The sequence below is a fragment of the Brevundimonas sp. S1H14 genome (assembly GCF_047716865.1).
GTDB lineage: Bacteria > Pseudomonadota > Alphaproteobacteria > Caulobacterales > Caulobacteraceae > Brevundimonas > Brevundimonas naejangsanensis.
Map to the genome: position 1 here is coordinate 1,397,932 of NZ_CP136679.1, position 25,100 is coordinate 1,423,031.

Consider the following 25,100-nt stretch of genomic DNA (forward strand, 5'->3'; position numbering starts at 1 on the left):
GGAGACCTTCCATGCGCAGCGAAGATACTCAGGATAAACGTCAGAAACGTCAGGGCTTCACCCTTGTCGAGCTGATGGTTGTGATCGTCATTATCGGCCTGTTGGCGACGGTGGTGGCGATCAACGTCCTGCCCAGTCAGGACAAGGCGATGCTCGGCAAGGCGCGGGCCGATATCTCGGTGCTGGAGCAGGCGGTGGAGACCTATCGCCTCGACAACCTGACCTTCCCGACGGACCAGCAGGGGCTAAAGGCCCTGACTGCGCCGCCCGCCGATCTGGCGCGGCCGGAACGCTATCGCCAGGGGGGCTATGTCCGTCGCCTGCCGGAAGATCCGTGGGGCAATCCCTATCAGTACCGTCGTCGCAGCGCCCATGGCGGCCAGTTCGACATCTGGTCCTTCGGCGCCGACGGTCAGCAAGGGGGCGAGGGGAATGACGCCGACATCGGCAACTGGCAGGGCTGAAGCGCATTCTCGTTCGGCTCGCTCGACAGCCGTGGACACGCCCAAACGCGCTGAAACAGTGAGCCGCCGCGCGGTGAGCGGTAGCGCGCGACAAGGGTTTACCCTTGTCGAGTTAATGGTGGTCATCGCCATTATCGGCGTGGCGGCGGGGGCGGTGATGCTGTCCATGCCGGACCCGCGTCCGACGCTGGCGGTCGAGGCCGAGCGGTTCGCTGCGCGCCTGACGCTGGCGCGGGAGGAGGCGGTGATGACGAACCGTCCGATAGCCCTGCGCGCCGATGCGGCGGGCTATGGTTTCGAGAGCTTCGACGGCGCCGTCTGGACGCCGTTGACGGGCGCGCTGGCGCCTAAGGCGTGGGGCGAGGGCGCCGCCGTCGCCGGAGCCGGAGCCGCCCGCGCCGTGTTCGACCCCACCGGTGGCGCCGACGCCGCCAGCGTGCGGCTGGAGCGCGAAGGGCAGGCCGTCATCGTCGCCATCGACGGGGCGGGCGAGGTGACGATCCATGAGTGAGGGTTCGTCCCGCGCGGGCTTCACCCTGATCGAATGCCTTGTGGCGCTGGCCGTGTTCGGTCTGGCGGCGACGGCGCTGCTGAACCTGTCAGGCGAGAGCACCCGCTCGGCGGCGCGGGTCGAAACGCGGACGCTGGGCGGCATCGTCGCCGATAACGTGGCCGCCGAGGCGATGATCGCGCCCGACCTGCCCAGCGGCAGCACGGCTGGTCAGGCGTCGCTGGGCGGACGCGAGTGGCGCTGGGTGCGAGTGGTCAGCGCGACGGACATGCCCGGCGTCGGCCGCATCGACGTGCGCGTCTTCGCGGATGAGGAACAGGCCGCCGAGCGGGTGCTGTTCCGGGCGGCGGGGGCATGACGAAAGATCGCCTATCCGCTCAAGCAGCGAGCCGCCGCGCGGCGAGCGGTAGCGCCTCCAAACGCGCTCAAGCAGCGAGCGCCCGTGGCGCGAGCGATAGCGCGAAAAGCCGACAAGGGTTCACCCTTGTCGAAGTCATGATCGCTCTGTTGATCTTCGCCCTGCTGGCGGGGGCGGGCGCGCTGGTGCTGGGGCAGTCGATCGACAACCGATTTGCGGTGAAGGCCAATGCTGACCGGGTCGCCGCGCTGCAACGCACGCGCGCCCTGCTGCGCGCCGATCTGGCGCAGGCGACGGGGCGGCGGGTGCGCGGGCCGACGGGGCGTCCGGCGCCTCAGGCGATCATGGGGCCGCAACGGCCGGGCGGTCCCCTGCTGGTGCTGGCCCGCAGCGGCTGGAGCAACCCGGACGGCGCGCCGCGCGCCTCGTTGCAGCGGGTAGAATACCGACTGGTCGAGGACCGGCTGGAGCGCCGCGTCGCCCCCTATCTGGATGGAGCGCGAGCCGGGCCGCCGCAGGTGCTGTATCGCGGGGTGAAGGACGCGCGCGTCGCCTTCATCCAGAACGGGTCCGAGGCCCCCGCCTTTTCCGCCAGCAGCGACCGGCCCCTGCCGGATGCCGTGCGGGTGACGTTGACGCTCGACGGCTTTGGCCCGGTCGAGCAGCTGTTTCTGGTCGCCGCCGCATGAAGCCGGGCGCGCGTGACCGCCGGGGCATGGCCCTGCTGACCGTCCTGCTGCTGGTGGCGGTGATGGCGGCGCTGTGCGTGGTGCTGCTGGACGATGTGCGCTTTTCCGTGCGGCGTACCACCAACGCCGAGAGCCAGGCGCAGGCGCAAGGCTTTGCGGCGGGGGCGGAGGCCCTGGCGCGGCGGCGGCTGTCCGATCTGGTCCGCGCTGATCCTGCCCGCACGCCGCTTCAACCCCAGTGGAACGGCCGCGTCTTCGCCCTGCCGCTGGAAGAGGGCGAGGGGCGGGCGGTGATCAGCGACGGCCAGGCCTGTTTCAACCTGAACAGTCTGGTGCTGGGGCAGGGCGAGGATCTGATCGCGAGGCCCGAAGGGGCGGCGCAGTTCATCGCACTCGGCGAGACGCTGGGCGTGCCGCGCGGGCGGATGGCGACGGTGGCGGCGGCCCTGACCGACTGGATGGACGGCGACGACGAGGTCTCGCCGCAGGGGGCCGAGGACCCCGCCTACGCCAGCCGCCCGACTCCCTATCGCACCGGCGGGGTCATGTTGGCCGAGGTCAGCGAACTGCGCGCCGTGGCGGGGGTGGACGACGCACTCTATCGCCGTCTGAGGCCGTATCTGTGCGCCTTGCCGGAGGCGAGGCTGTCGCCCCTGAACGTGAACACGCTGGAGCCGCAGGACGCTGTGCTGCTGGTCGCGATCAGCCGGGGTGTGGTGGGCCTGAACGCCGCCAAGGCGGCCATCGCCGCGCGCCCGGCGACCGGCTGGACCAGCCCCGACGCCTTCTGGGCCCAGCCCGCCCTCTCCGGCGTGGTCGTCGACGAAGAGACCAAGGGCCAGATCACCCTGGCCACCCGTTATTTCGACCTGAGGGTCGAGATCGAGCACGGCGACGCGCGCGCCGTCCGCACCGCCCTGATTCACGTCGCGTCCGATGGGGCGGCGCGCACCGTCATCCGTCGCTGGACGCCTGAAGAATGAGCATGGAAGAATGAGCCACGCCCGCATCCTGTTCATCCCGACCAACGCGACCTTGGCCGCGCGTTTCCTGCTGGTCGATCGCGAAGGCCGCGTCGTCGGGCGCGGCGAACTGGACCCGCATCAGGCCGAGACCCCGCCGCCGATGCGGACCATCGCCGTGGCGCCGGGCGCGGATGTCATGACGCGCTGGCTGGACCTGCCGCCGGGCAATATGGCCCAGGCCAGAGCCGCCGCGCGCTGGGCGCTGCGCGATCAGGCGGCGGGCGAGGTGGACGGGCTGGACGTCGCGCTGGGCGCCGCGCCTGTCGACGGCGGCCCGCGCCTGACGGCGGCGGTGTCGGCCAAGATGCTACAGGCCTGGCTGCGGTGGATGGAGACCTTCGACATCCGGCCTGACGCCGTCGTGCCGGACAATCTGTGCCTGCCCGCGCCGCTGGAAGACGAGATGTTGGCCGCTGCGCAGGTGGGCGCGGACGTGGCTCTGCGCGGTTCGACCTTCGCTGCGACGGTGCAGCCTGATCTCGTCGAGGCGATTGCGGCCGGGCGCGCGCTCGACTGGCTGCAGGGCGAGGCGCTGGACGCGGCGCTGGCGGCAGGGGCGCTGGCGGCGCCGGTCGACCTGTTGCAGGTCCATGACCGGCGCGAGCGGGGGCAGGCGGCCAGGGGCTGGCGGCTGGCGGCCGGTCTGGCGGCGGCGCTTCTGGCCTCGCATTTGATCCTGATGGCGGCTGAAGGGCTGCGTGACCGTGCGGCGGCGGATCGCGCCGGAGCGGACGCAAGGGCCGGGGCGGTGAAGCTCTATCCCGAACTGGCGACGATGAAGGATGCGGCGCCCGAAGCTCTGCGCCGTCTGGACACTGGCCCGCCGCCGGGCGGAACTGCGCGCGCCATGGCCGCCGTCTTCGCCGCCGTCGAGCGCGTGCCGGGCGCTGAACTGGATGATGCGACCCTCGGCGGCGAAGGGCTGCGGGTCACGATGGACCATGCGGCCTTCAATGATCTGGACGCCGTGCGCGCCGACCTGGTCGAGGCCGGTCTGGCGGTGGTCGATGAAACCTCGGCTGAGGAGGGTGGACGGATGATCAGCACGCTCACGATCGGAGGCGCCCGATGAGGACCTCTTTCTCATCCGTCGTCGCCTTGTGGGACGGGCGGTCATTGCGCGAACGGCGGATGCTGGCGGTCATGGGCGTTGGGGTGCTGGGCGTCATCGCCTGGCTGGGCGTGGTGCGTCCGCTGGACGGTTGGAAGGCCGACCAGGCGCGCGCCCGCGTCGCGGCCGAGCGGCAGATGGCGCAGCTTCAGACCGCCGTGGCCCAGCGAGGCGGGCGACCGACTGAGGCTGTCGACCTTCAGGCGCTCGTCGCTTCGACGGCATCGGCGGCGGGCGTTCAGCCGGCGCTGGGCATGTCCGAGGGCGGGCGGCTGGGTTTTCGACTGGATCGCGTGACGACGACCCAGGCCTTCGGCTGGCTGGCGGCGCTGGAGCAGGGCGGTGCGCGGATCGAGGAACTGGGCGTGGTCGAAAATGCTGACGGAACGCTGGGCGTCAGCGGCGCGCTGGCCTCGGGCGCCTAGGGCGCTTTTCAACCTGCTCCCTTCAACGGTTGTGGACTTGGGCGGCGCGCCGAGGCAGGTATCGCAGCCATGTTCTCACGTGTGGCTCTTCCCCTGATCAGTGCGGCGGTTCTGGCGGGCTGCGCCTCGGCGCCGCGCGTCGAGACCCGCCTGTCGGCCGCCGTGCCTGTCGCTGTGACCGCCTATCGCCTGTTCGAGGGCGAGGCGCCGACTGCGGCCGATCGCGCGGCGAGCGACGCCGTGCGCCAGGCGCTGGCCGCGCGCGGCTGGCGCGAGGTGGACGACAAGACCGCCTGGCGGGTTGAGACGGCCTATGCCGTGCGGCCGCAGAAGACCGGGGTCTTCACCGATGTCGATGCGCGGGGCGGCGAATGGACCGAGGCGCCGCATTTGCCGCAATGGTGGAGCCGCAACCGTCAGATCCACTCCCTGAGCGTGATCCTGACGGGACCGGGCGATGAGGCGGGCGCCTATCGCGCGTCGGCGGTCGCGGTGCTGGGGCGTCGTCAGGCGGACGATGCGGCGAACCTGCTGGCCGAGGCGGCGGTGGCGCAGTTGGAAGCCGCGAACTAGCCTGCGGAGCTGGTCGCGGGCGACTCTGTCTCAATGATCCTGGGCAGGGTCAGGATGAAGGTCGCGCCTGGCGTGCCGGGCTGATGACTGATGGTTCCGCCGTGACGCTCGGCGACCGTGCGGACGAAGGCGAGGCCGAGGCCCGCGCCTCGATGGTCGGCGCCGCCGTGACCGAAGGCCTGGAACAGGCGCCGGGCGGCGTCTTCGGACAGACCGGGTCCCTGATCGCTCACGCTGAGGACGCAGACCGGGCGGCCGTTTTCTTCGGCGCCGCTCAGGCTGACCTGAATGGTTCCGTCGCTGGGACCGTATTTCAGGGCGTTGTCCAGCAGATTGGTGGTCAGGCGACGCAGCAGGGCGGGATCGCCCTGAACCAGGAATTCTTCTTCGCCGTCGGGCGTCAGGATGCGGACGCCCTTCTTCGACGCCTGGGGCCACAGGATGTCGGCGGCGTCCATCGCCACCTGACCCAGGTCCATGAGCTCTGAGCGATAGGGCTGGCTCTCGGCGCGGGCCAGCTGCACATAGCCTTCAGCCAGGTCGAGGGTCTGGCGCGCGTAATCGGCGATGCGTTTCTGGACCGCTGCGTCCAGACGCGGCGCGGGGCCGTCCAGCAGCGTCAGGATCGACACCTGGGGCGCGCGCATGTCGTGGCTGAGCAGTTGCAGCGCCTCGGTCCGCTGGCGCTCGGCGGCGCGGAAACGGGTCATGTCGGCGAAGCGCACGATGTGGCCGACGGGCTGCCCCTCGGCGTCGGTCAGGACAGAGGCCGCCGCTTTCAGGATGCGGCTGTCGGGCGTGGTGATCTCGCCGGGATCGCCGTCCGGGTCGAGGAAGCGGCGCCAGGCGGGCTCGCCCAGCGACTGGAACAGCAGGGGCAGGTCGGCGTCCGTTTGCAACTGGTCGCCGAACAGGGCCTCGGCCCGGTCGTTGGACAGGATGATGCGGGCGTAGGGGTCGGCCACCACCGTGGCGTCGGGCAGGCTGCGCAGGGCGTCGGAGATGAAGCGTTCGAGGTCGCGGACCTGGCGCACGGCGGCGCGCAGGGCGTCGACCTGACGGGCCACGACGTCGCCGCCTCGGGCCGGGCCGCTGAGACGTACGCCGTCGCGCTCGAAGGCCTCGACCTCGCTCTGCATATAGGCCGAGGCGGCGGCGAGACGACGCCAGCTCCACAGAGGATAGGCCAGAGCCAGACCCGCCGCCGCCGCAGAGGGCGGGAACCACACGCCGCCCGCCAGGAAGGCCAGCGCCGTGGCGAACAGGGTCAGGATGATAAGACCGACGCCCAGCGCCATATTGGCCGCCGGGCGCAGGATCAGAAAGCCGACGACCAGCAGGCTGAGCGGCAGCAGGGAAAGGACCAGCACCCAGCCGGGCGAGAGGCTGCGAGGGCCGCCGCCGTCCAGCAGGGTCTGCAACAGGGCGGCCTGCACCTCGACGCCGGGGCGTAGCTCGCCGTGCGGCGTGGCCGGGGTGGCGTAGCGGTCGCCCAGTCCCGGCGCGGTGGCCCCGACCAGCACCAGTCTGTCCTTCAGAAAGGCGGCGGGCGTCTCGCCGGTCAATACATCGGCAAAGGACAGGGTGCGGAAGGCGCCGGGCGGGCCGCGATAGACCACGGCTTCCGATATGGCGGGGTAGAGGGCGTCGTCAGCCTGTGGCGCCGGCGGGGGCGGGATAGTGGTTCGCGTGGCGGCTAGAGGCAGGATCAGATGCGGCCAGCTCTGATCGCTCGACTGGAGATACAGGGGCAGGCGACGCACGACGCCGTCGTTGTCGACCGTCAGATTGACGTGGCCCATCCCCGCTGCCGCCGTGGCCAGAATGGGGGCGGGGGCGTCTTTGCGAAAGGCGGCGTCGTTCAGACCCGGCGCATCCACGACGACAGGCAGGCGGACCTTGCCGTTGCGGGCAAGGGCGGCGGCCAGGGCGTCATCCTGCGAAGACGGCTCGGTGAACAGGACGTCATAGGCGACCGGCCCGGCGCCCGCCTCGGTCAGGCGGTCGATCAGGCGGGCGTGCAGGTCGCGCGGCCAGGGCCATTGCCCCAGGGCCTCCAGACTGCGGTCGTCGATGGCGATGATGACGATGTTCTCGTCAGCCGGCCCGGCCTTGGCCCGCATCAGGACGTCATAGGCCAGGTGGTCGGGCCCGTCGGCCACGGGCGTCAGCGCCAGCCAACTGACCAGCAGGGCGGATGAAGCCGCAACGACAACCCATTCGACCAGGGCGCGGCGGCCGGTGAGGCGAGCGCCGAACCAGCGTTTCCAGCCGCCTCTCAGCCCGGAAGGCGCGGGCGCCACCCTAGCGCCCGATGCGCAGCTGTTGCGGCTCGGACCAGGCTTCCAGCAGGCGGCCGAAGCGGTGACGCGCGCCCTGTACCCGCCAGCTGTAGACGCCTGGCGGAAGGTCGCTGAGGGTGAAGGCCTCGTCGGTCAGGCCGGGCTGGTCGATCAGAAGGGGGCCGTCGACGCCGCCCTCCTCGGTTTCGCGCCACAGCTGGAAGCGGAACGAGGCTTCGCCCACGCCCTCGGCCTCCCAGCGGAAGCGATAGAAACGCCTGCGGTCGCGCTGGTCCATCGCCGAGGCCAGACCGCCGACGCCGTTACGGGCGCGGATGAAACTGTAGGTCGTGGCCTTGCCCTCCAGCCCCTCGGGCGACAGGGCGGTCAGGCGCAGGAAGTAGGCGCCTTCTTCCATGTCTCCGAACGCCAGCGGGCCGCCGGGCGGGCTGTCGGCCTCGGCGAAGGCCTCGATCATGCCGGCGTCCTGAGCGATGCGGCCGCGATAGCGTTCGGCGCCGGGCAGAGGCTGGACCTCGAAAACGACCTGGGGTTGGGTCTGAGGCGCGTCGGGGCGGGCGAGGGCGGGGGCGGGCAGCAGGGGCAGCAGGCGAACGGCGCCTGCGGCGGCGCTGACGCCCTCATCGGCGGCGGCCAGTTGCTCAGCCTCGCCGGAGGCCACGGCGACGGCGCCTTCCAGCACTTCGGTGGCCGACCGTTCGCTGGCTTCGTCGAAGGAGACGCGGAAGTCGGTGCCGCGCACGGCCGAAACCGAGACGGGGGTGCGGATGGCGAAGCCGCCCGGGCGGGTGCGCGGCGTGACCCTAGATTCCGCGCGGCCCGTTTCGACGGTCAGGGCGTGATCGACGGCGCCGTTGATGGCGTAGCGGCGCAGGCGGCTGACGCGCACGCGGCTGTTGGAAGGCACGACCACATGGCTGCCGTCCGACAGGGCCAGGCGGACGAAGGCGTTGGCGCCGGTGCTCAGGACGGCGGACTCACGAACGATCTGACCGGCTGTGGGCGCGCCCGAAACGCCGCCCTGATTCAGGCTGACGGCGCCGCGAAAGCCGGCGATGCGCGCCTCATCCGGATCGGCGCGCAGCAGATCCACGGGCAGAGCCAGGGTGCGTCCGATCGACAGGCGGCGCGGATTGGCCACCCTATTCTCGCGCTGCACCCGACGGTAATCCAGCGGCCGGTTCATATAGGCGGTCGCCAGGTCGATCAGGGTGTCGCCGGGGCGAACCACATAGTCGAGGGTCTCGGCCTGGCGTAAAGGGGCGGTCGACTGCGCCGCCGCCGGCGCCGCCGACAGCAGCACCGCAGCCGCCAGAACACTGGCCCAGTTGTTGCTCATGCCTCGTCTCATCCGCCTATACTCAGGCGTCGACGGCGGTTTCGGCCCCCGCGACGCGCTCCAGGCGGTATCCGTAGCTGTAAATGGGGGTCAGGCGGAAGCCTTGCTCCGGCCTTAGCTCCAGCTTGTTGCGGACGCGTGAGACGTGCATGTCCAGCGAGCGGCTGTTCAGGTTGGGCTCGTTGCCCCAGACCGTCTCCAGAATATAGGTCCGCGACAGCGCCCGGTGCAGGTTGCGGAACAGCAGCAGGGCCAGGGCGTATTCCTTGGCCGTCAGGGCGATGGTCTCGCCATTGCGCGCCACGCTGCCTGCCGCCTCGTGAAAGACAATGTCGTCGTAGGTTTCTATCCCCGGCGTGACCGGCTGGGCGTAGGCGCGGCGGATCAGGGCGTTGATGCGCGCGGCCAGCACCGGCTTGGACAAGGGCTTGGGCAGGTAGTCGTCAGCCCCGGCGTCCAGGCCTGCGACCACGTCTTCGTCCTCGGCGCGGCTGGTGACCAGCAGCATGGGCGGCGCGGGCTTCAGATTGTTCCGCGCCCAGGTCAGGATTTCCAGCCCCGACCGATCCGGCAGGTTCCAGTCGACAATGATCATGTCGAAGGTGTCCTTGCGTAGCGCCGAGATCAGCGCCTGGCCTCGCGAAAAAAGAGTGGCGCGATAACCGGCGTCCTCGACCACGTCGGAGATGAACTCCAACTGGACAGGATCGTCATCCAACACCGCGATTTTCATAGTTCTGCACGCTCCGGGGAATGGCTGAACCATAGCCGTGGAAGTGGCGGGTTAGGTGAGTGTAAAATGTAAAATATGGTCACCTCGCGGAAAGGTTGAAATTCACTGTGACAAGCCTGGCAGTGGGGTCAAGCGGGGCGCCTGATCCCGGCACAGGGACTTGATCCAGCGCCGCACCGTTTTCAGCCGGGCGGCGCCGTGAACCTCGCGGTGGGTGCTGAGCCAGAAGCGCCGTTCGATCAGCACCTGATCGGCCAGAATCCGCGTCAGCCCTTCGGCCAGAAAACACGGCAGGACGCCGATGCCGCCGCCCGCCGCCACCATGTCCCGCTGGGCGCGGATGGACGAGGACGCCAGTCGCGGCCGCAGATTGGGCCGGATCTCCTCCAGATAGCGCAACTCGGGGGCATAGATCAGGTCGTCGACATAGCCGACCATGTCGAAGCGGTTCAGATCGTCGATGCTATCGGGCGCCCCGTGCCGTTCCAGGTGTTCGGGGGCGGCGTAGAGCGCCAGCTGATAGGTGGTCAGCGGCTCGACGATCAGGCGCGGGCTGTCGGCGGGGCTGAGAGTGATGGCCATGTCCACCTCGCGGCGGCTGGGCGACAGGAAGCCGGAACTGGCCGCCAGTTCGACGTTCAGTCCCGGATGCGCCGCCAGCAGGCCTGGCAGGGCGGGAGCCAGCACCGCGCCGCCGAAGCCTTCCGAGGCGCTGATCCGCACGGCGCCCGCGATCAGGTCGGGCTGGGTGACGCGCCCGGCGGCCTCCATCGCGCTTTCGGCGTCCAGCGCCCGCTCCAGCAACTGGGCGCCGGTGGCCGTCAGGTGCAGCCCGGCGGCCGAGCGCACCAGAAGGGTCGACTTCAGCGCTGTCTCCAGCCGCGCGACACGCCGTCCGACGGTGGCCGCGTCAACGCCCAGTCGCTGCGCCGCCGTGGCCAGAGACCCGGCGCGAGCGGCCGCCAGAAACACCCTCAGATCATCCCAGTCGAACATATGCAGATATGCACATCATCACCTGCAAGATTGCAATGGGCCTGACCGACCCGCTCTGCTAGGGCAGGTTGACGAAGAACCATAATCATCGGGAGAGACGTTCAATGCGCGATATTCGCCACTTCATCGACGGTGCGGCTTTCGAGGGGGCGTCGGGCCGCTTCGGCGACGTCTTCAACCCCAACACCGGCGAGGTTCAGGCCCGCGTCCAACTGGCGACCGTCAGCGAGATGGACCGTGCGGTCCAGTCGGCGCAGGCCGCCTTTGAAGGCTGGTCCTCGACCAACCCGCAGCGCCGCGCCCGCGTCATGTTCGAGTTCAAGCGCCTGGTCGAGGCGAACATGAACGAACTGGCCGAGATGCTGTCCAGCGAGCACGGCAAGGTCATCGCCGACTCCAAGGGCGACATCCAGCGTGGTCTGGAAGTCATCGAGTTCGCCTGCGGCATCCCGCACGCCCTGAAGGGCGAATACACGCTGGGCGCCGGTCCGGGCATCGACGTCTACTCCTCGCGTCAGGCCCTGGGCGTGGTGGCGGGCATCACCCCGTTCAACTTCCCGGCCATGATCCCGATGTGGATGTTCGGCGTCGCCATCGCCGTCGGCAACACCTTCATCCTGAAGCCGTCCGAGCGCGACCCGTCCGTGCCGGTGCGTCTGGGCGAACTGATGATGGAGGCGGGCGCGCCCAAGGGCGTGCTGAACGTCGTTCACGGCGACAAGACGGCGGTCGACGCCATCCTGGCCCACCCCGACATCCACGCCGTCAGCTTCGTCGGCTCTTCGGACATCGCCCACTACGTCTATCAGACCGGCGCCCAGCACGGGAAACGCGTCCAGGCCATGGGCGGCGCCAAGAACCACGGCATCGTCATGCCCGACGCCGATCTGGATCAGGTCATCAAGGACCTGTCCGGCGCGGCCTATGGCTCGGCGGGCGAACGCTGCATGGCCCTGCCGGTTGTCGTTCCGGTCGGCAAGAAGACCGCCGATGAACTGCGCGAGCGTCTGGTCGCTGAAATCCCGACCCTGCGCGTCGGCGTCTCGACCGATGACCAGGCTCACTATGGCCCCGTCGTCTCGGCCCAGCACCGCGACCGCGTCGCCGGCTGGATCAGCAAGGGCGTTGAGGAAGGCGCCGAACTGGTCGTCGACGGGCGCGACTTCAGCCTGCAGGGGCATGAGAAGGGCTATTTCATCGGCCCGTCGCTGTTCGACCATGTGACGACGGACATGTCGTCGTATCAGGAAGAGATCTTCGGCCCGGTGCTGCAGATCGTCCGCGCCGCCAACTTTGAGGAGGCCCTGAGCCTGCCGTCCAAGCATCAGTACGGCAACGGCGTCGCCATCTTCACCCAGAACGGCCGCGCGGCCCGCGACTTCGCCGCCCGCGTCAACGTCGGCATGGTCGGCATCAATGTGCCGATCCCGGTGCCGGTGGCCTACCACTCCTTCGGCGGCTGGAAGCGTTCGGGCTTCGGCGACACCAACCAGTACGGCATGGAAGGCGTGAAGTTCTGGACCAAGACCAAGACGGTGACGGCCCGCTGGCCCGACAGCGCGCTGGAGCATGAAGACTCCAGCTTCATCATCCCGACGATGAGCTGACTCTGACCCTCTCCCGATGGGAGAGGGCTTGAGCCTCCAAGAGCGAAGCGATTGGAACAGGCGAAAGGGTGAGGGTTCCGAAGTCAGCCGTTTTGCGACGGCTTACGCCGACTGAGGCCGGGAACCCTCATCCGGCCCTTCGGGCCACCTTCTCCCATCGGGAGAAGGATTAGCTGAGAACATACGGGATCACCCCCCGCTCATTCTCCGGCACGGCCAGCGTGCGGTCGATCGGCGGAAAGGCCCGCTGGGTGCAGTCGGTGCGTTCGCAGATGCGGCAGTTGACGCCCATTCGCGTCGGGGGGCCGTTCAGATCCAGCCCGTCGGCATAGACCAGCTGCCCCGCGTGCTCGATCTCGCACCCCAGTCCCAGCGCATAGCGCCTGTCTGGCTCCAGAAACGACCCGCCCGGTTTGGACACGCTCTTGGCGAGGCAGACGTAGCGGGCGCCGTCCGGCATTTCCGACAGATTGACCAGGATGCGGTCCGGCGCGCTGAACGCCTCATGCACGTTCCACAGCGGGCAGGCGCCGCCGAAGCGGGCGAACTGGAAGCGCGTCGCGCTGTGCCGCTTGGTGATGTTCCCCGCCATGTCCACCCGAGCGAAATAGAAGGGCACGCCGCGCCAGCCCGGCCGTTGCAGCGTCGATAGCCGGTGGCAGGCCTGCTCGAAGCTGACGTGGAAGCGGTTGCGCAGCCGGTCCACGTCGTGCCGCAACTCCCGCGCCGCCTCCAGAAAAGCGCGATAGGGCAGCAGCAGCGCCCCCGCCGCATAGTTGGCCAGACCGACCCGGCACACATCCCGCGCGGCGGGGATGTCGAAGGCGGCGCGGTCCAGTTCGTGCTCGATCAGGTCCTCGAACCGTAAGCGAACCAGTTGGTGCGCCATCTGGAAGGCGCGGGTGGCGCCCGGCAGGCTGGCGTCGACATAGAGGATGCGCGCGCCCGGATCGAAACGCCGCATGGCGCCGCGCCCCTGACCCGTGGCGACGCGCACGCCGCACAGGTCGTTGAGGGCGGTCTCCAACTCACGTTCCGGGTGGGCGCCGTCGCCGAGGTTCAGCCGCGCGGCCAGATTTTCCGCCGCCCGGTCCAGGGCGTCGATGTAGTTGTCGCGATAGTGGAAGAAGTCGCGCACCGCCTCATAGGGCAGGGCGGGGGCGGCGACTGTGGCGCGTTCGTCGCGGCCCAGCGTCTCGTTCAGCGTCTTAAGCCGCTCGTCCAGACGGCGATAGTCCTGATGCAGGGCCAGAAACTGCCGCGCCAGCCGGGGCGCGTTCATGGCCGCCTGCTTCAGCTCGCCCGCCGTCGGCGCCTCGGCGTGGCCCGCGACGTCGGTGGTCGCCTCGCGCAGGTCGGCGATCAGGCGGGCGTCGCCGTCCAGGTCGAATAGGCTGGCGTCCACGTCGAAGGCGCGCGTCAGGGCGATCAGCACCCGTGCCGTGGCCGGGCGCTGGTTCGTCTCGATCTGCGACAGATAGGACGGCGACAGCGCCAGCCGCCCGGCGCACTGCTCCAGCGTCCAGCCGCGCGTCTCGCGCAGCTTGCGGACCTTGGTCCCGAGGTAGAGTTTTTCAGCCATCGCCCTGCATCGGTCATCGGCGTTGCAACTTTGCAAAAACGCCTGTGCGCCTTGGCAGGCTTACGCACTTACGCACCTTTTGCAAAGTTGCGATTGCCTTTTTGCAACGAAGCGGCTTGTTGGACCCTGAACGAAGTCAGGGAGTCGCCCAACCATGAGCCAGGCCATCCTCGAGGAACTCGAGCGCCGTCGCGCCGCCGCCAAGCTGGGCGGGGGCGAGAAGCGCATCGCCAGCCAGCACGCCAAGGGCAAGCTGACCGCCCGCGAACGCATCGGCGTCCTGCTGGACGAAGGCTCCTTCGAAGAGACCGACATGTTCGTGGAGCACCGCAGCCACGACTTCGGGATGCAGGACCAGCGCATCCCCGGCGACGGCGTCGTCACCGGGCGCGGCACGATCAACGGCCGTCTGGTCTATGTCTTCTCGAAGGACTTCACCGTGTTCGGCGGTTCGCTGTCGGGCGCCCACGCGGCCAAGATCGTCAAGATCCAGAAGATGGCCCTGACGGCGGGCGCGCCGATCATCGGCCTGTTCGATGCAGGCGGCGCCCGTATTCAGGAAGGGGTGGAGAGCCTCGCCGGCTACGCCGACATCTTCCTGCAGAACACTCTGGCCTCGGGCGTCATCCCGCAGATCTCGGTCATCATGGGCCCGTGCGCGGGCGGCGACGTCTATTCGCCTGCCATCACCGACTTCATCTTCATGGTGAAGGACACCTCCTACATGTATGTGACCGGCCCCGACGTGGTGAAGACCGTCACCAACGAGGTGGTCAGCCACGAGGATCTGGGCGGCGCCCGCGTCCATGCGGGCAAGTCGGGGGTTGCCGACGGCGCCTTCGAGAACGATCTGGAGGCCCTGTCGGAAGTCCGCCGCCTGATCGGCTTCCTGCCGCTGTCGAACCGCGAGACGCCGCCGGTCCGCGACACCTATGACGAGCCGGATCGCGACGAGGCCTCGCTGGACACCCTGGTCCCGGCCAATCCGAACCAGCCCTATGACATGAAGGAACTGATCCTGAAGACGGTCGACGAGGCCGACTTCTTCGAGATCGGCGCCGACTTCGCCAAGAACATCATCTGCGGCTTCGGCCGTCTGGACGGCCAGCCGGTTGGCATCGTCGGCAATCAGCCCCAGACGCTGGCGGGCGTGCTGGATATCGACAGTAGCCGCAAGGCCGCGCGCTTCGTGCGTTTCTGTGACGCCTTCCACATCCCGCTGGTGACGTTCGTCGACGTGCCGGGCTTCATGCCGGGCACGAAGCAGGAATACGGCGCCCTGATCAAACACGGCGCCAAGCTGCTGTTCGCCTATGCCGAGGCCACCGTGCCCAAGCTGACGGTCATCACGCGCAAGGCCTATGGCGGCGCCTATGACGTCATGAGCTCCAAACACCTGCGCGGCGACGTCAACTACGCCTGGCCCACCGCCGAGATCGCGGTCATGGGCGCCAAGGGCGCGGTCGAGATCATCTTCCGCAAGGAGGCCGGCGACCCCGAGGCCCTGGCCGCGCGCGAGGCCGAATACAAGGAACGCTTCGCCAACCCCTTCGTCGCGGCCGGGCTTGGCTACATAGACGACGTCATCATGCCCCACGGCACCCGCCGTCGTCTGATCAAGGCGCTGAAGACGCTGAAGAACAAGACCCAGGAAAATCCCTGGAAGAAGCACGACAACATCCCGCTGTGATGGGGTCCAAGCTTCCAGAGGGCGTCGCGCTTTCTCCTGACGGAGATGTGACCTTTGCCGGCAAGCAGGGGCGGCAGTTGCTGCTTGGAGTCTTGCTTCGGGCCAAGTTTGCTCGGCCGTTGGAGCGTCATGCCGTGCTGAGCGAGTGGATGGCTGAAATGGTCAAGGATTTGGCCGGTGACACTCCTTCAGTCGATGTCGGCGCCGATCCTGAATTCAGGAACGAACTCGTGTCCTGCATTCTGACAGACGCCATGAGTGGACGATTGCCGTGGTGGACGATGAGTGACGACGAGCGTGAAGCCGTCATCCGCGATGTCGCCGTCGCACCGCATTCGATCTCGAAGTTCAACACCGAGGAAATCATGCTCGCGGTTCAGGACGAGGTTCTGAGAGCGCAGCGACTCCTCGACGCCGTCGCCAAGACGACAGGGAAATAGCCCATGTTCAAGAAAATCCTCATCGCCAACCGGGGCGAGATCGCGGTTCGTGTCATCAAGACCTGCCGTCGCATGGGCATCAAGACGGTGGTCGTCTATTCCGACGCCGACGCTGGTTCGCTGGCGTGCGAGATGGCGGACGAGACGGTTCACATCGGCCCGTCGCCCGCTGCCCAGTCCTATCTGATCCAGGACAAGATCGTGGACGCCGTGAAGCAGACGGGGGCGCAGGCCGTGCACCCCGGCTTCGGCTTCCTGTCGGAGAACGCCGGGTTTGCGCGGCGGCTGAAGGCCGAGGGCATCGCCTTCATCGGGCCGAACCCCGAGGCGATCGACGCCATGGGCGACAAGATCACGTCCAAGAAGTTCGCCGCCGAGGCGGGCGTCTCGACGGTGCCGGGCCACATGGGTCTGATTGAAACGCCGGACGAGGCGGTCAGGATCGCGCGTGAGATCGGCTATCCGGTGATGATCAAGGCGTCGGCCGGGGGCGGGGGCAAGGGCATCCGCGTCGCCCATTCGGACGACGACATGGCCGAGGGCTTCGCCGCCGTAAAGGCCGAGGCGCTGAACGCCTTCGGCGACGACCGCGTCTTCCTTGAGAAGTTCATCGTCGATCCGCGCCACATCGAGATTCAGGTGCTGGGCGACAAGCACGGCAACGTCATCCACCTGTTCGAGCGCGAATGCTCGATCCAGCGCCGAAACCAGAAGGTCATCGAGGAGGCGCCGTCGCCCCTGCTGGACGAGGCCACCCGCGCCGCCATGGGGGCGCAGGCCGTCGCCCTGGCCAAGGCGGTGAACTATGACTCGGCGGGCACGGTCGAGTTCGTCGCCGGTCAGGACAAGAGCTTCTTCTTCCTGGAGATGAACACCCGTCTGCAGGTCGAGCATCCGGTGACGGAGCTGATCACCGGCGTCGATCTGGTTGAGCAGATGATCCGCTCGGCCTGGGGCGAGCAACTGGCGATCAAGCAGGACGACCTGTCGATCAACGGCTGGGCCATCGAGAGCCGCATCTACGCCGAGGACCCCTATCGCGGCTTCCTGCCGTCGATCGGCCGTCTGGTGCGCTATGAGCAGCCCGAGGAAGGCGATCAGGGCGACTACATCGTCCGCAATGACTCGGGCGTCCGCGAGGGCGACGAGATCAGCATGTTCTACGACCCCATGATCGCCAAGCTGTGCGCCTGGGGTGAGACGCGCGAGGACGCCGTGCGCGGCATGGCCCGCGCGCTGGAGGACACACATCTGTCGGGGCTGGGCCACAATGTGCCCTTCCTGGCGGCGGTCATGGACCAGGAACGCTTCCAGTCCGGCGAACTGGCGACCAGCTACATCAAGGACGAGTTCCCCGGCGGCTTCCACGGCCTGGCACCGTCGGTCGAGCAGGTGAAGATCCTGATCGCCTCGGCCGTGGCCATGAACGAGGTCATCGCCGAACAGGACGGCGACCCCAGCGAGCGCACCGACTGGACCGTGCTGGTCGACAAGGCGGCCCATGAGGTCGAGGTCGGCTATGATGAGGCCGAGGACCTGATCGTCGCCATCGACGGCGAAGAGGTCTCCCTGTCCGAGATCGACTGGCGTCCGGGTCTGTCGCTGTTCAAGGCGGTGCTGGACGACGACGCCTTCACCGCCGAGGTGAAGCGCGCCGCCGACGGCTTCGACATCCGCCACCGCGCGGCCAAGGCGCGGGTGCGGGTGCTGCGTCCCGACGTGGCCCACCTCTACGCCCTGCTGCCCGAGAAGCAGGCGGCGGACACCTCCAAGCTGGTGCTGTCGCCGATGCCGGGGCTGGTGGTCGATATCCCGGTGGTCGAGGGGCAGGAGGTCAAGTCCGGCGAAACCGTCGCCATCATCGAAGCCATGAAGATGCAGAACATCCTCAAGGCCGAGCGCGACGGCAAGGTGAAGGCCGTCAAGGCCAAGGCCGGCGATCCGGTCGCCGCCGACGACGTGCTGGTGGAGTTCGAGTGATGCTTTCCTTCTTTCGTTATCCTCCGGCGCTCCGCAGGAGCGACCGGGGGACCCAGCGGCGCCGCAGCGAAGCGAAGGCGACAACGCCGCGTTTTGATGGGGCGCACGGCGTGCGTGACAGCTTCGCGCTTTCGCGCGCCGCTGGGTCCCCCGGTCTGCGCCGCTGCGCGGCTGGCCGGAGGATGACGAAGGAAGAAGGAGCGGCTGCATGACCTTCCCCAATCCGACCCCGCTGGAGTGGCGCGAGGCCGCAGTCAAGGCGCTGAAGGAGCGTCCGCTGGACAGCCTCATCCATCTGGATGCGGACCATCTGGCGACCAAGCCGCTGTATGGGGCGGCGAATGGCGGCGAGCCTGTATTCGCGCCCCGGCCCTCGGATTCCGAAGGCCGGGCGTGGGACGTGCGGGCGCTGAACGAGGGCGAGGACGCGGACGCCCTGAACCAAGCCGTCCTGACTGATCTGGTGAACGGGGCGGCATCCGTCCTGATCGCCGGGCCGGCAGCGGCGGACACTGCGAAGCTGGCACGCGCACTGGACGGGGTGGCGCTGGAGCTGGCGCCGGTGGCGCTGGACGCCGGGTTCGACGGGGTGAAGGCGGCCGAGGCTCTGTCGGCGGTCGCCAAGGGTTCCCCCCGCGCCAAGCTGGCCTTCCACCTCGATCCGATCTCGGCCTATGCCAAGGCGGGCGGGGCGTCAGGGGATTTCGCGACCCTCATGGCCGAGACGGCCAAGGCGGCGGCGACCCATGCCGCGACCTATCCCGAGGCGACGCTGTTCATGGCCTCGGGCCGTGTGGCGCATGAGGCGGGCGGCTCCATCGCGCAGGAACTGGCCTTCGCCGCGTCGTCGGCTGTGGCCTATGTGAAGGCGGCCGTGGCGGCGGGCCTGTCGGCCGAGGCGGCGCTGAAGGGCGTGGTTCTGGGCGTGGCCGTCGATCAGGCCTATTTCGACTCCCTGGCCAAGATCCGCGCCCTGCGTCTGGTCTGGGCCACCGTCTCCAAGGCGTTCGGCGCCGAGGTTCCGGCGGTCATCGAGGCGCGCTCGTCGCGACGGATGCTGTCGGCGCGCGATCCGTGGCCGAATATGCTGCGCCTGACCGCCGCCGGGTTCGCCGGGGCCGTGGGCGGGGCTGATGCGGTGGTGCTGGACGGCTTCACCCGCGCGGCGGGCCTGCCGGACGACTTCGCCAAACGTCAGGCGCGCAACACCCAGTTGATCCTGATGGAGGAGTCCAATCTGGGCCGTGTCGACGATCCGGCCAGCGGCTCCTGGTATCTGGACGCGCGCACCCGCGAACTGGCCGAGGCGGCATGGGCCGAGTTTCAGGTCTATGAGGCCGAAGGCGGCGTGATCGCCTGTCTGGAAGGCGGAGTGATCCAGCCTCGCATCGCCCGCGCTCGCGACATGGTCGAGAAGGCCTTCAAAGACGGCGCCGCCCAGATCGTCGGCGTCACCAAATTCGTCGATCCGGACGTGCGTTCCGCGCCGGTGACGCCTGCGCCCGCCGTGGCCGCCGTCGCCGGAGCGTTCGAGGCCTTGGCGCCTGTCCGCTTCGCCGCCGCCTTCGAGGAGGCCGCTCAATGAGCTTTCCTGATTTCTCCAAGGTCGCCCTTGATCTGGGCGCGACCGGCGTCGGGCCGGACCGCGTGGCATGGACCACGCCCGAGGGGCTGACGGTCGAGACGGCCTATGGGCCGGAGGCGCTGGACGGGCTGGACTTCATCCACGGCCTGCCGGGCTTCGCTCCGTTCGTGCGCGGGCCCTATCCGACCATGTATGCGGGCGCGCCGTGGACGATCCGCCAATATGCGGGCTTCTCGACCGCCGAGGAGTCCAACGCCTTCTATCGCCGCAACCTTGCCGCCGGTCAGAAGGGCCTGTCGGTCGCCTTCGATCTGGCCACCCACCGGGGCTATGACTCGGACCACCCGCGGGTGAAGGGCGACGTCGGCATGGCGGGTGTGGCCATCGACAGCATTCTGGACATGCGGACCCTGTTCGACGGCATTCCGCTGGACCAGATGTCGGTGTCCATGACCATGAACGGCGCGGTGCTGCCGATCCTGGCCCTCTACGTCGTGGCGGGCGAGGAGCAGGGCGTCGATCACGCCAAGCTGACCGGGACCATTCAGAACGACATTCTGAAGGAGTTCATGGTCCGCAACACCTACATCTATCCGCCCGCGCCTTCGATGCGGATCATCGCCGACATCTTCGAGTGGACGGCGAAGGAAACGCCCAAGTTCAACTCCATCTCCATCTCCGGCTATCACATGCAGGAGGCGGGGGCCTCGGCGGATATCGAGCTGGCCTACACCCTGTCGGACGGGATCGAATACCTGCGCGCGGGCAAGGCGGCGGGCATGGAGATCGACCGGTTCGCGCCGCGTCTGAGCTTCTTCTGGGCCATCGGCATGAACTACTTCATGGAGGTGGCCAAGATGCGCGCCGGCCGCCTGCTGTGGGCCGAGGCGGTCAAGCGGGAAGGCGGCGTCAATCCGAAGTCGCTCAGCTTGCGGACCCACTGCCAGACCTCAGGCTGGTCGCTGGCGGCGCAGGACGTGTTCAACAATGTGCCCCGCACCATGGTCGAGTGCATGGCGGCGGCGGGCGGTCAGACGCAGAGCCTGCACACCAATGCGTTGGATGAAGCCCTGGCCCTTCCGACCGACTTCTCGGCCCGAATCGCGCGGAACACGCAGATTCTGGCGCAGGCCGAGACCGGCCTGACCCGCGTCATCGATCCCTGGGGCGGCAGCTTCTACGTCGAGCGCCTGACGCAGGAGCTGGCGACCAAGGCCCGCGCCCTGATGGAGGAGGTCGAGGCCTACGGCGGCATGGCCAAGGCCATTGAAGCGGGCATCCCCAAGCTGCGGATCGAGGAATCCGCCGCCAAGACGCAGGCCCGCATCGACACCGGCCAGCAGACGGTCGTGGGCGTGAACAAATATCTGAACCCCGTGGTCGACGACATTCCGATGCTGAAGGTCGACAACGCCGAGGTGCGCGCCCGTCAGATCGAGAAGCTGCAACGCCTGAAGGCCGAGCGGGACGAGGCGGCGACGCAGGCCGCGCTGGACGCTCTGACCGAGGGCGCGCGTGGCAATGAAAACCTGATGGAGCTGGCGGTGCGGGCGGCCCGCGCCAAGGCCACTGTGGGCGAAATCTCCGACGCGCTGGAGGCCGCCTTCGGCCGCCATATCGCGACGGTGAAGATGGTCTCGGGCGTCTACGCCAAGGAGGCTGGGAGCGATCCCAAGGTCGCCCGCGCCCGCTCGATGGTTGCGGCCTTCGTCGAGAACGACGGCGGCCCGCCGCGCATCCTGATCGCCAAGCTGGGTCAGGACGGCCATGATCGCGGCCAGAAGGTCGTCGCCACCGGCTACGGCGACATCGGCTTCGACGTGACGGCGGGGGCTCTGTTCCAGACGCCGGCGGAGGCCGCGCGCGATGCGGTCGAGAAGAACGTCCACGCGGTCGGCGCCTCGTCGCTGGCGGCGGGGCACCTGACGCTGGTGCCCGAGCTGAAGGCCGAACTGGCCAAGCTGGGGCGCGAGGACATCATGATCGTGGTCGGCGGCGTCATTCCGCCGTCGGACGTGCAGCCTCTGATCGATATGGGCGCGGCGGCCGTCTATCCGCCCGGCTCGGTCATCGCCGAGACGGCCGTGGACCTGATCGAGAAGCTGAACCAGCGCCTGGGCTATGCTCAGCCCGCGCCAGTCCAGAACATGGGGGAGACGAAGAAGTGATCGGCAACCTGAACCACGTCGGCGTCGCCACGCCCTCCATCGCCGAGTCGATCAAGCTGTATCGCGACGTGCTGGGCGCGACGAAGATCGGCGAGCCGTTCGACCTGCCCGCGCAGGGGGTGAAGGTCTGCTTCATCGACACGCCGACGGCCCAGATCGAACTGATCGAGCCGTTTGACGAGACCAGCCCGATTACCGGCTTCCTGGCCAAGAACCCCAAGGGCGGGCAGCACCACGTCTGCTTTGAGGTGGCGGACATTCATGCCGCCATCGCTGAAATGCGCGCCAAGGGCGTGACCATCCTGGGCACGGGCGAGCCGCGGATCGGCGCGCATGGCACGCCGGTGGTGTTCCTGCATCCCAAGGAGATGGGCGGGGTGCTGATCGAACTGATGGAGACGCCGAAAGAGGCGCACTGAGCTTCGGTTTTGTAAACCGATACAGGCAAAAGGCCCGGTCGCGAGACCGGGCCTTTTCTATGACGGTGAGCAGCGTGACGCCGATCAGTACAAGATCTTCCGCAGGCTGATCCTGAACGTCCGGCCCATCGGGTCGAGGTAGTCGGGCTGATACGACAGCGGCGTGTTCCCCAGACCGTCACGCACATCCAGCCGCTGGTCGAAGATGTTCTCGACGCCGAGGCTGACGCGCGTCCCCTTCAGCCACGGATAACGTGAGACCAGGTTTTCGCGCGACGACAGGTCGGCGAACAGGTTCAGGTTCACCGTCGTCAGGTCGGAGAAGCTCAGGTCGTCGTCGGGCGAGGAGCCGCCGTTGATACGGGTGGATTCCTTCCAGTTGGCGTTCAGGAACCCGCCCATGCCGTTCTTGAAGGCGCCCATCTGCAACTGGACTTCGTTACGGGACTGGCCGCCGCGCGCGCCGATGGCGGCGCCGTCCAGCAGGTCGAGCACGGGCAGGCCGTCGCGGATCGTGATCTCATCCTGGATGCGATAGGTGTGATACAGCGAGACGTTGAACCGGCCCTGGCCCGGCATCATGCCGCCGCCGCGACCCCGTCCGCCGGGGCCGCCCGACCCGCCGGCCTGCATCCGCACCGCTCCACCCGGAGGAGGGCCGCCTGCGCCCGGAGCGCCGCCAGGGGGCGGACCGCCCTCGACCCGCATGACGGTCGGCGCGCCATCCGGAGCGCCGCCGCCCGGCCGAGCGCCTGCGCCAGCGCCGCCCGGCGCGCCCGATCCGCGCGGGCCGCCGCCGCTGCGTGCGTTCATCCGCGCCATGGCCGCCGGGTCCGGCTTGCCAAAGGCGGTGGAGAAGTTCAGACCCCAGCGGATTTCCTGCTGCTCGGCCTTCTGGAAGTTCAGCGGCCGAGCGTCGATCGACAGCAGATTGCCGTCCAGATCGCGGGTGAAGCGCTCGGGCAGGGCGGCTTCCAGTTCCGGCGTGATGGTCGGGAAGGAGGCGATGGAGCCTTCGGTTTCGGTGCGGGTGTAGTTGGCCGTGAACCGCAGGTCCTTGTCCTTCAGCGGCGTCAGATTGACCCCGAACTTCAGGACGCGCTTGGTCTCCTCGGACAGGTTGGGGTTGCCGCCTTCGATCCGGGTGATGGTGACGGACTGGCCGGTGGCGAAGTCATAGACCGGCACGTTGGGGGTCGACAGCGTCGGGTCGTTCAACTGCGACATCGACGGGGCCTTCTGCTCGTCGGCCCAACTGGCGTTGAAGTTGACCGGCTCCCACGGCGACCAGTTCAGCCCGACCGTATATGCCGAAAGGCCGCCGAAGTCGGACAGGTCCTCATAGGCCAGGTTCAGATTGGCCGACAGATTGCCGAGCGCGCCCAGCACTTCGCGGTCGCGGTTGGCGATGGGCAGGTTGAAGTTGCCCGAGGCGCTGGTGCGGTCGCGCGACAGGGAGCGTTCGGAGAAGACGCTGGTCTGTTCCTGTTCAGAGAAGCGCAGGGTCTCGGAATCGAGCGACTGGCTGTCGAAACCGATCTTGAAGGTCGAGGTCAGCGATCCGGCCGGACCTTCCCAGGCCGTGCCGTTGATGACGCCTTCGATGCTGGACTTGCTGGAGACGGAGCGGGCGGTGTCGAACGGATTGGTCGGCAACTGGCCCAGGTCGCCGAAGGGGTCGATGACCCCCGCAGTCACCCCCGCCTGCAGGGCGTCGTCGTTGAGGCCGCGTCCGGTGCGGGTCTTGGTCTCGGCGCGGTCATAGCCGCCGTTCACCGTCCAGCGCCAGTCGCCCAGATAGCCGTCGACCAGGAAGCCCAGCTGACCCGACAGGGTGTCGCTGCTCCGTCCCAAGGCGCCCGGCGCATCGACATAGCGGTGCAGCAGCACATCGCTGGCGAAGGGCGAATACGGGCTGGTCGAGGGCAGGGCGAGGCTGAGGCCCGGCAGGCCCAGATAGGAGAAGCTGGTGGTATCGGACAGTTCCCCGCTGAGCGTCAGGGACATGGTCTGGTTCAGGTCACGCACCAGCGAGCCGGTGATGGAGCTGTTCTCGCGCTTGGGCGACAAGGTGCGATAGGCGGTCAGGTCGTCGGTGCGCGGCCCGATGCCGAAGTCGCCCAGGCTGGCGCCGCCGCCTGCGCCCGCGCCGACCGAAGCGGTCGTCACGCTCTGGCCCAGCAGGGCCGACAGGGCGGGATCGATCTCGCCGCCGCCGGGCGCCGTGATATTGCCCATCAGGTCATAGGGAACGCCGTCGCGGCGGATGTTGCGCTCGGTCTCGAACAGGGGGCTGTCGTTCTGATAGCCGAGGTCCAGCGTCCAGCGCTGCTTGCCGGCGATGCGCAGGACGTTGTTGTCGATCTGCGTCAAGGTGCGGCCGCCCTGCTCGGGGCGGCGCACGCTGGCCTGGGTCGTCAGGGAGCGGAAATCGGCCTTGAGCACGAAGTTCACCACCCGCTGGTCGGCGCTGTAGCCGTAGGACAGGGCGGTTTCCTCGGGCAGGATTTCGGTGCGCTCGATCGCCTCGGGCGGAATCCCGCGAATTTCACGGAAGCCCGAGATGCGGCGGCCATTGACCAGGAAGACCGGCGAGCCGCCGCGCGAACTGCGCGTCACCGGCTCCAGCAGGGTCATCAGCTCCTGAATGCTGCTGGCGCCGTAAGCCTTGATCTGTTCTTCGTCGAGGACCAGTTCCGGCTCGTAATCGCCTAAGGCTGCGCCGCGCCGGGCGGTCGTCACGACCTCCAGCGTGCCCAGGTCATAGGCGTCATCGTCGATCTCTTCCTGCGGCACAGGGGTCGCAGTCTGAGCGGGCGCGGCCTGACTGGGCGAGGATGGGGCGGGCGAGGATGGGGGCGCGGAGGAAGCCGCCGCCGTGTCGGCAGGAGACAGGGAGGCGAGGGCGAACAGCAAGGCGACTGGCGACATGTCGAGTCCTAAAGGCAACCGGGAAATAGGCACGCTCGCGGTCGAAGCCCTGTCTCATCGACCGCATCGGCTCAGATAGAGAACAATGTGCGCCGAAAAGGGGCGCAATCGCACTCAGGAATTAAACTCCTGTAATAAGAGGCTTAGTCCCGTCAGAACCGACATGGGTCC

21 protein-coding genes are annotated in these 25,100 nt (G+C 68.4%); 15 read left to right on the forward strand and 6 right to left on the reverse strand.

Annotated elements, in window-relative coordinates; all coding sequences use genetic code 11:
- Positions 1 to 11 precede the first annotated feature (11 nt).
- From gspG to RSD66_RS06920, 8 genes are all read left to right on the forward strand, one after another.
- Positions 12 to 464 carry a type II secretion system major pseudopilin GspG gene (gene gspG / locus RSD66_RS06885; protein ID WP_415289421.1) on the forward strand — a complete coding sequence of 151 codons (453 nt, stop codon included), beginning with the start codon at positions 12 to 14 and terminating at the stop codon, positions 462 to 464.
- A 73-nt stretch (positions 465 to 537) separates the two neighbouring features.
- Positions 538 to 975, forward strand: a complete 438-nt coding sequence (locus RSD66_RS06890; protein WP_415289422.1) for a GspH/FimT family pseudopilin — start codon at positions 538 to 540, stop codon at positions 973 to 975.
- Positions 968 to 1,333 carry a type II secretion system minor pseudopilin GspI gene (gene gspI / locus RSD66_RS06895; RefSeq protein ID WP_415289423.1) on the forward strand — a complete coding sequence of 122 codons (366 nt, stop codon included), beginning with the start codon at positions 968 to 970 and terminating at the stop codon, positions 1,331 to 1,333. Before RSD66_RS06890 ends, gspI begins: the two co-directional genes overlap by 8 nt.
- Positions 1,330 to 2,022, forward strand: a complete 693-nt coding sequence (gspJ, locus tag RSD66_RS06900; protein ID WP_415289424.1) for a type II secretion system minor pseudopilin GspJ — start codon at positions 1,330 to 1,332, stop codon at positions 2,020 to 2,022. The genes gspI and gspJ overlap by 4 nt, the downstream gene beginning before the upstream one ends.
- Before the next feature lie 26 nt (positions 2,023 to 2,048).
- Positions 2,049 to 3,005 (forward strand): type II secretion system minor pseudopilin GspK, encoded by a 957-nt coding sequence (gspK, locus tag RSD66_RS06905; RefSeq protein WP_415289425.1) that lies wholly within the window; start codon positions 2,049 to 2,051, stop codon positions 3,003 to 3,005.
- A 10-nt stretch (positions 3,006 to 3,015) separates the two neighbouring features.
- On the forward strand, positions 3,016 to 4,119 hold the full coding sequence (gene gspL / locus RSD66_RS06910) for a type II secretion system protein GspL (RefSeq protein WP_415289426.1): 1,104 nt from the start codon (positions 3,016 to 3,018) through the stop codon (positions 4,117 to 4,119).
- Positions 4,116 to 4,583, forward strand: a complete 468-nt coding sequence (gene gspM / locus RSD66_RS06915) for a type II secretion system protein GspM (protein ID WP_415289427.1) — start codon at positions 4,116 to 4,118, stop codon at positions 4,581 to 4,583. The genes gspL and gspM overlap by 4 nt, the downstream gene beginning before the upstream one ends.
- A gap of 81 nt (positions 4,584 to 4,664) precedes the next feature.
- Entirely contained in the window at positions 4,665 to 5,156 is a 492-nt protein-coding gene (locus tag RSD66_RS06920; protein WP_415289428.1) for a hypothetical protein, read from the forward strand.
- Here RSD66_RS06920 and RSD66_RS06925 read toward each other — a convergent pair.
- From RSD66_RS06925 to RSD66_RS06940, 4 genes are all read right to left on the reverse strand, one after another.
- The gene (locus RSD66_RS06925) at positions 5,153 to 7,459 is read right to left on the reverse strand and encodes a CHASE2 domain-containing protein (RefSeq protein WP_415289429.1); all 2,307 of its coding nucleotides are present in this window, start codon (positions 7,457 to 7,459) and stop codon (positions 5,153 to 5,155) included. The two genes, RSD66_RS06920 and RSD66_RS06925, sit on opposite strands and share 4 nt — an antisense overlap.
- Before the next feature lies 1 nt (position 7,460).
- A complete protein-coding gene (locus tag RSD66_RS06930) occupies positions 7,461 to 8,798 on the reverse strand; it encodes a FecR domain-containing protein (RefSeq protein ID WP_415289430.1) in 1,338 nt (445 codons plus the stop codon).
- A gap of 22 nt (positions 8,799 to 8,820) precedes the next feature.
- Entirely contained in the window at positions 8,821 to 9,531 is a 711-nt protein-coding gene (locus tag RSD66_RS06935) for a response regulator transcription factor (protein ID WP_024353142.1), read from the reverse strand.
- Positions 9,532 to 9,633: 102 nt separating this feature from the next.
- Positions 9,634 to 10,527 carry a LysR family transcriptional regulator gene (locus RSD66_RS06940; RefSeq protein ID WP_346525387.1) on the reverse strand — a complete coding sequence of 298 codons (894 nt, stop codon included), beginning with the start codon at positions 10,525 to 10,527 and terminating at the stop codon, positions 9,634 to 9,636.
- Positions 10,528 to 10,631: 104 nt separating this feature from the next.
- Here RSD66_RS06940 and RSD66_RS06945 point away from each other — a divergent pair, with 104 nt between their 5' ends.
- The gene (locus RSD66_RS06945) at positions 10,632 to 12,134 is read left to right on the forward strand and encodes a CoA-acylating methylmalonate-semialdehyde dehydrogenase (protein ID WP_119411716.1); all 1,503 of its coding nucleotides are present in this window, start codon (positions 10,632 to 10,634) and stop codon (positions 12,132 to 12,134) included.
- 169 nt (positions 12,135 to 12,303) lie between these two features.
- On the opposite strand, the gene RSD66_RS06950 is transcribed toward RSD66_RS06945, so the two are convergent.
- The gene (locus RSD66_RS06950) at positions 12,304 to 13,716 is read right to left on the reverse strand and encodes a short-chain fatty acyl-CoA regulator family protein (protein ID WP_415289431.1); all 1,413 of its coding nucleotides are present in this window, start codon (positions 13,714 to 13,716) and stop codon (positions 12,304 to 12,306) included.
- A 154-nt stretch (positions 13,717 to 13,870) separates the two neighbouring features.
- Between RSD66_RS06950 and RSD66_RS06955 the strand changes: the two genes are divergently transcribed.
- From RSD66_RS06955 to mce, 6 genes are all read left to right on the forward strand, one after another.
- On the forward strand, positions 13,871 to 15,406 hold the full coding sequence (locus RSD66_RS06955; protein ID WP_191743127.1) for an acyl-CoA carboxylase subunit beta: 1,536 nt from the start codon (positions 13,871 to 13,873) through the stop codon (positions 15,404 to 15,406).
- Complete coding sequence (locus tag RSD66_RS06960; RefSeq protein ID WP_415289432.1) at positions 15,403 to 15,846, forward strand: hypothetical protein; 444 nt, start codon at positions 15,403 to 15,405, stop codon at positions 15,844 to 15,846. The genes RSD66_RS06955 and RSD66_RS06960 overlap by 4 nt, the downstream gene beginning before the upstream one ends.
- A gap of 3 nt (positions 15,847 to 15,849) precedes the next feature.
- On the forward strand, positions 15,850 to 17,826 hold the full coding sequence (locus tag RSD66_RS06965; protein ID WP_415289433.1) for an acetyl-CoA carboxylase biotin carboxylase subunit: 1,977 nt from the start codon (positions 15,850 to 15,852) through the stop codon (positions 17,824 to 17,826).
- A gap of 208 nt (positions 17,827 to 18,034) precedes the next feature.
- A complete protein-coding gene (locus RSD66_RS06970; protein ID WP_415289434.1) occupies positions 18,035 to 19,411 on the forward strand; it encodes a methylmalonyl-CoA mutase family protein in 1,377 nt (458 codons plus the stop codon).
- Positions 19,408 to 21,579, forward strand: coding sequence for a methylmalonyl-CoA mutase (gene scpA / locus RSD66_RS06975; RefSeq protein ID WP_415289435.1), 2,172 nt, complete (start codon positions 19,408 to 19,410; stop codon positions 21,577 to 21,579). The genes RSD66_RS06970 and scpA overlap by 4 nt, the downstream gene beginning before the upstream one ends.
- Positions 21,576 to 21,998, forward strand: a complete 423-nt coding sequence (mce, locus tag RSD66_RS06980; RefSeq protein ID WP_024353133.1) for a methylmalonyl-CoA epimerase — start codon at positions 21,576 to 21,578, stop codon at positions 21,996 to 21,998. The genes scpA and mce overlap by 4 nt, the downstream gene beginning before the upstream one ends.
- Positions 21,999 to 22,082: 84 nt before the next feature.
- Here the strand turns inward: mce and RSD66_RS06985 are convergent, their stop codons facing one another.
- Positions 22,083 to 24,929, reverse strand: coding sequence for a TonB-dependent receptor (locus RSD66_RS06985; RefSeq protein WP_415289436.1), 2,847 nt, complete (start codon positions 24,927 to 24,929; stop codon positions 22,083 to 22,085).
- Positions 24,930 to 25,100: the final 171 nt, after the last annotated feature.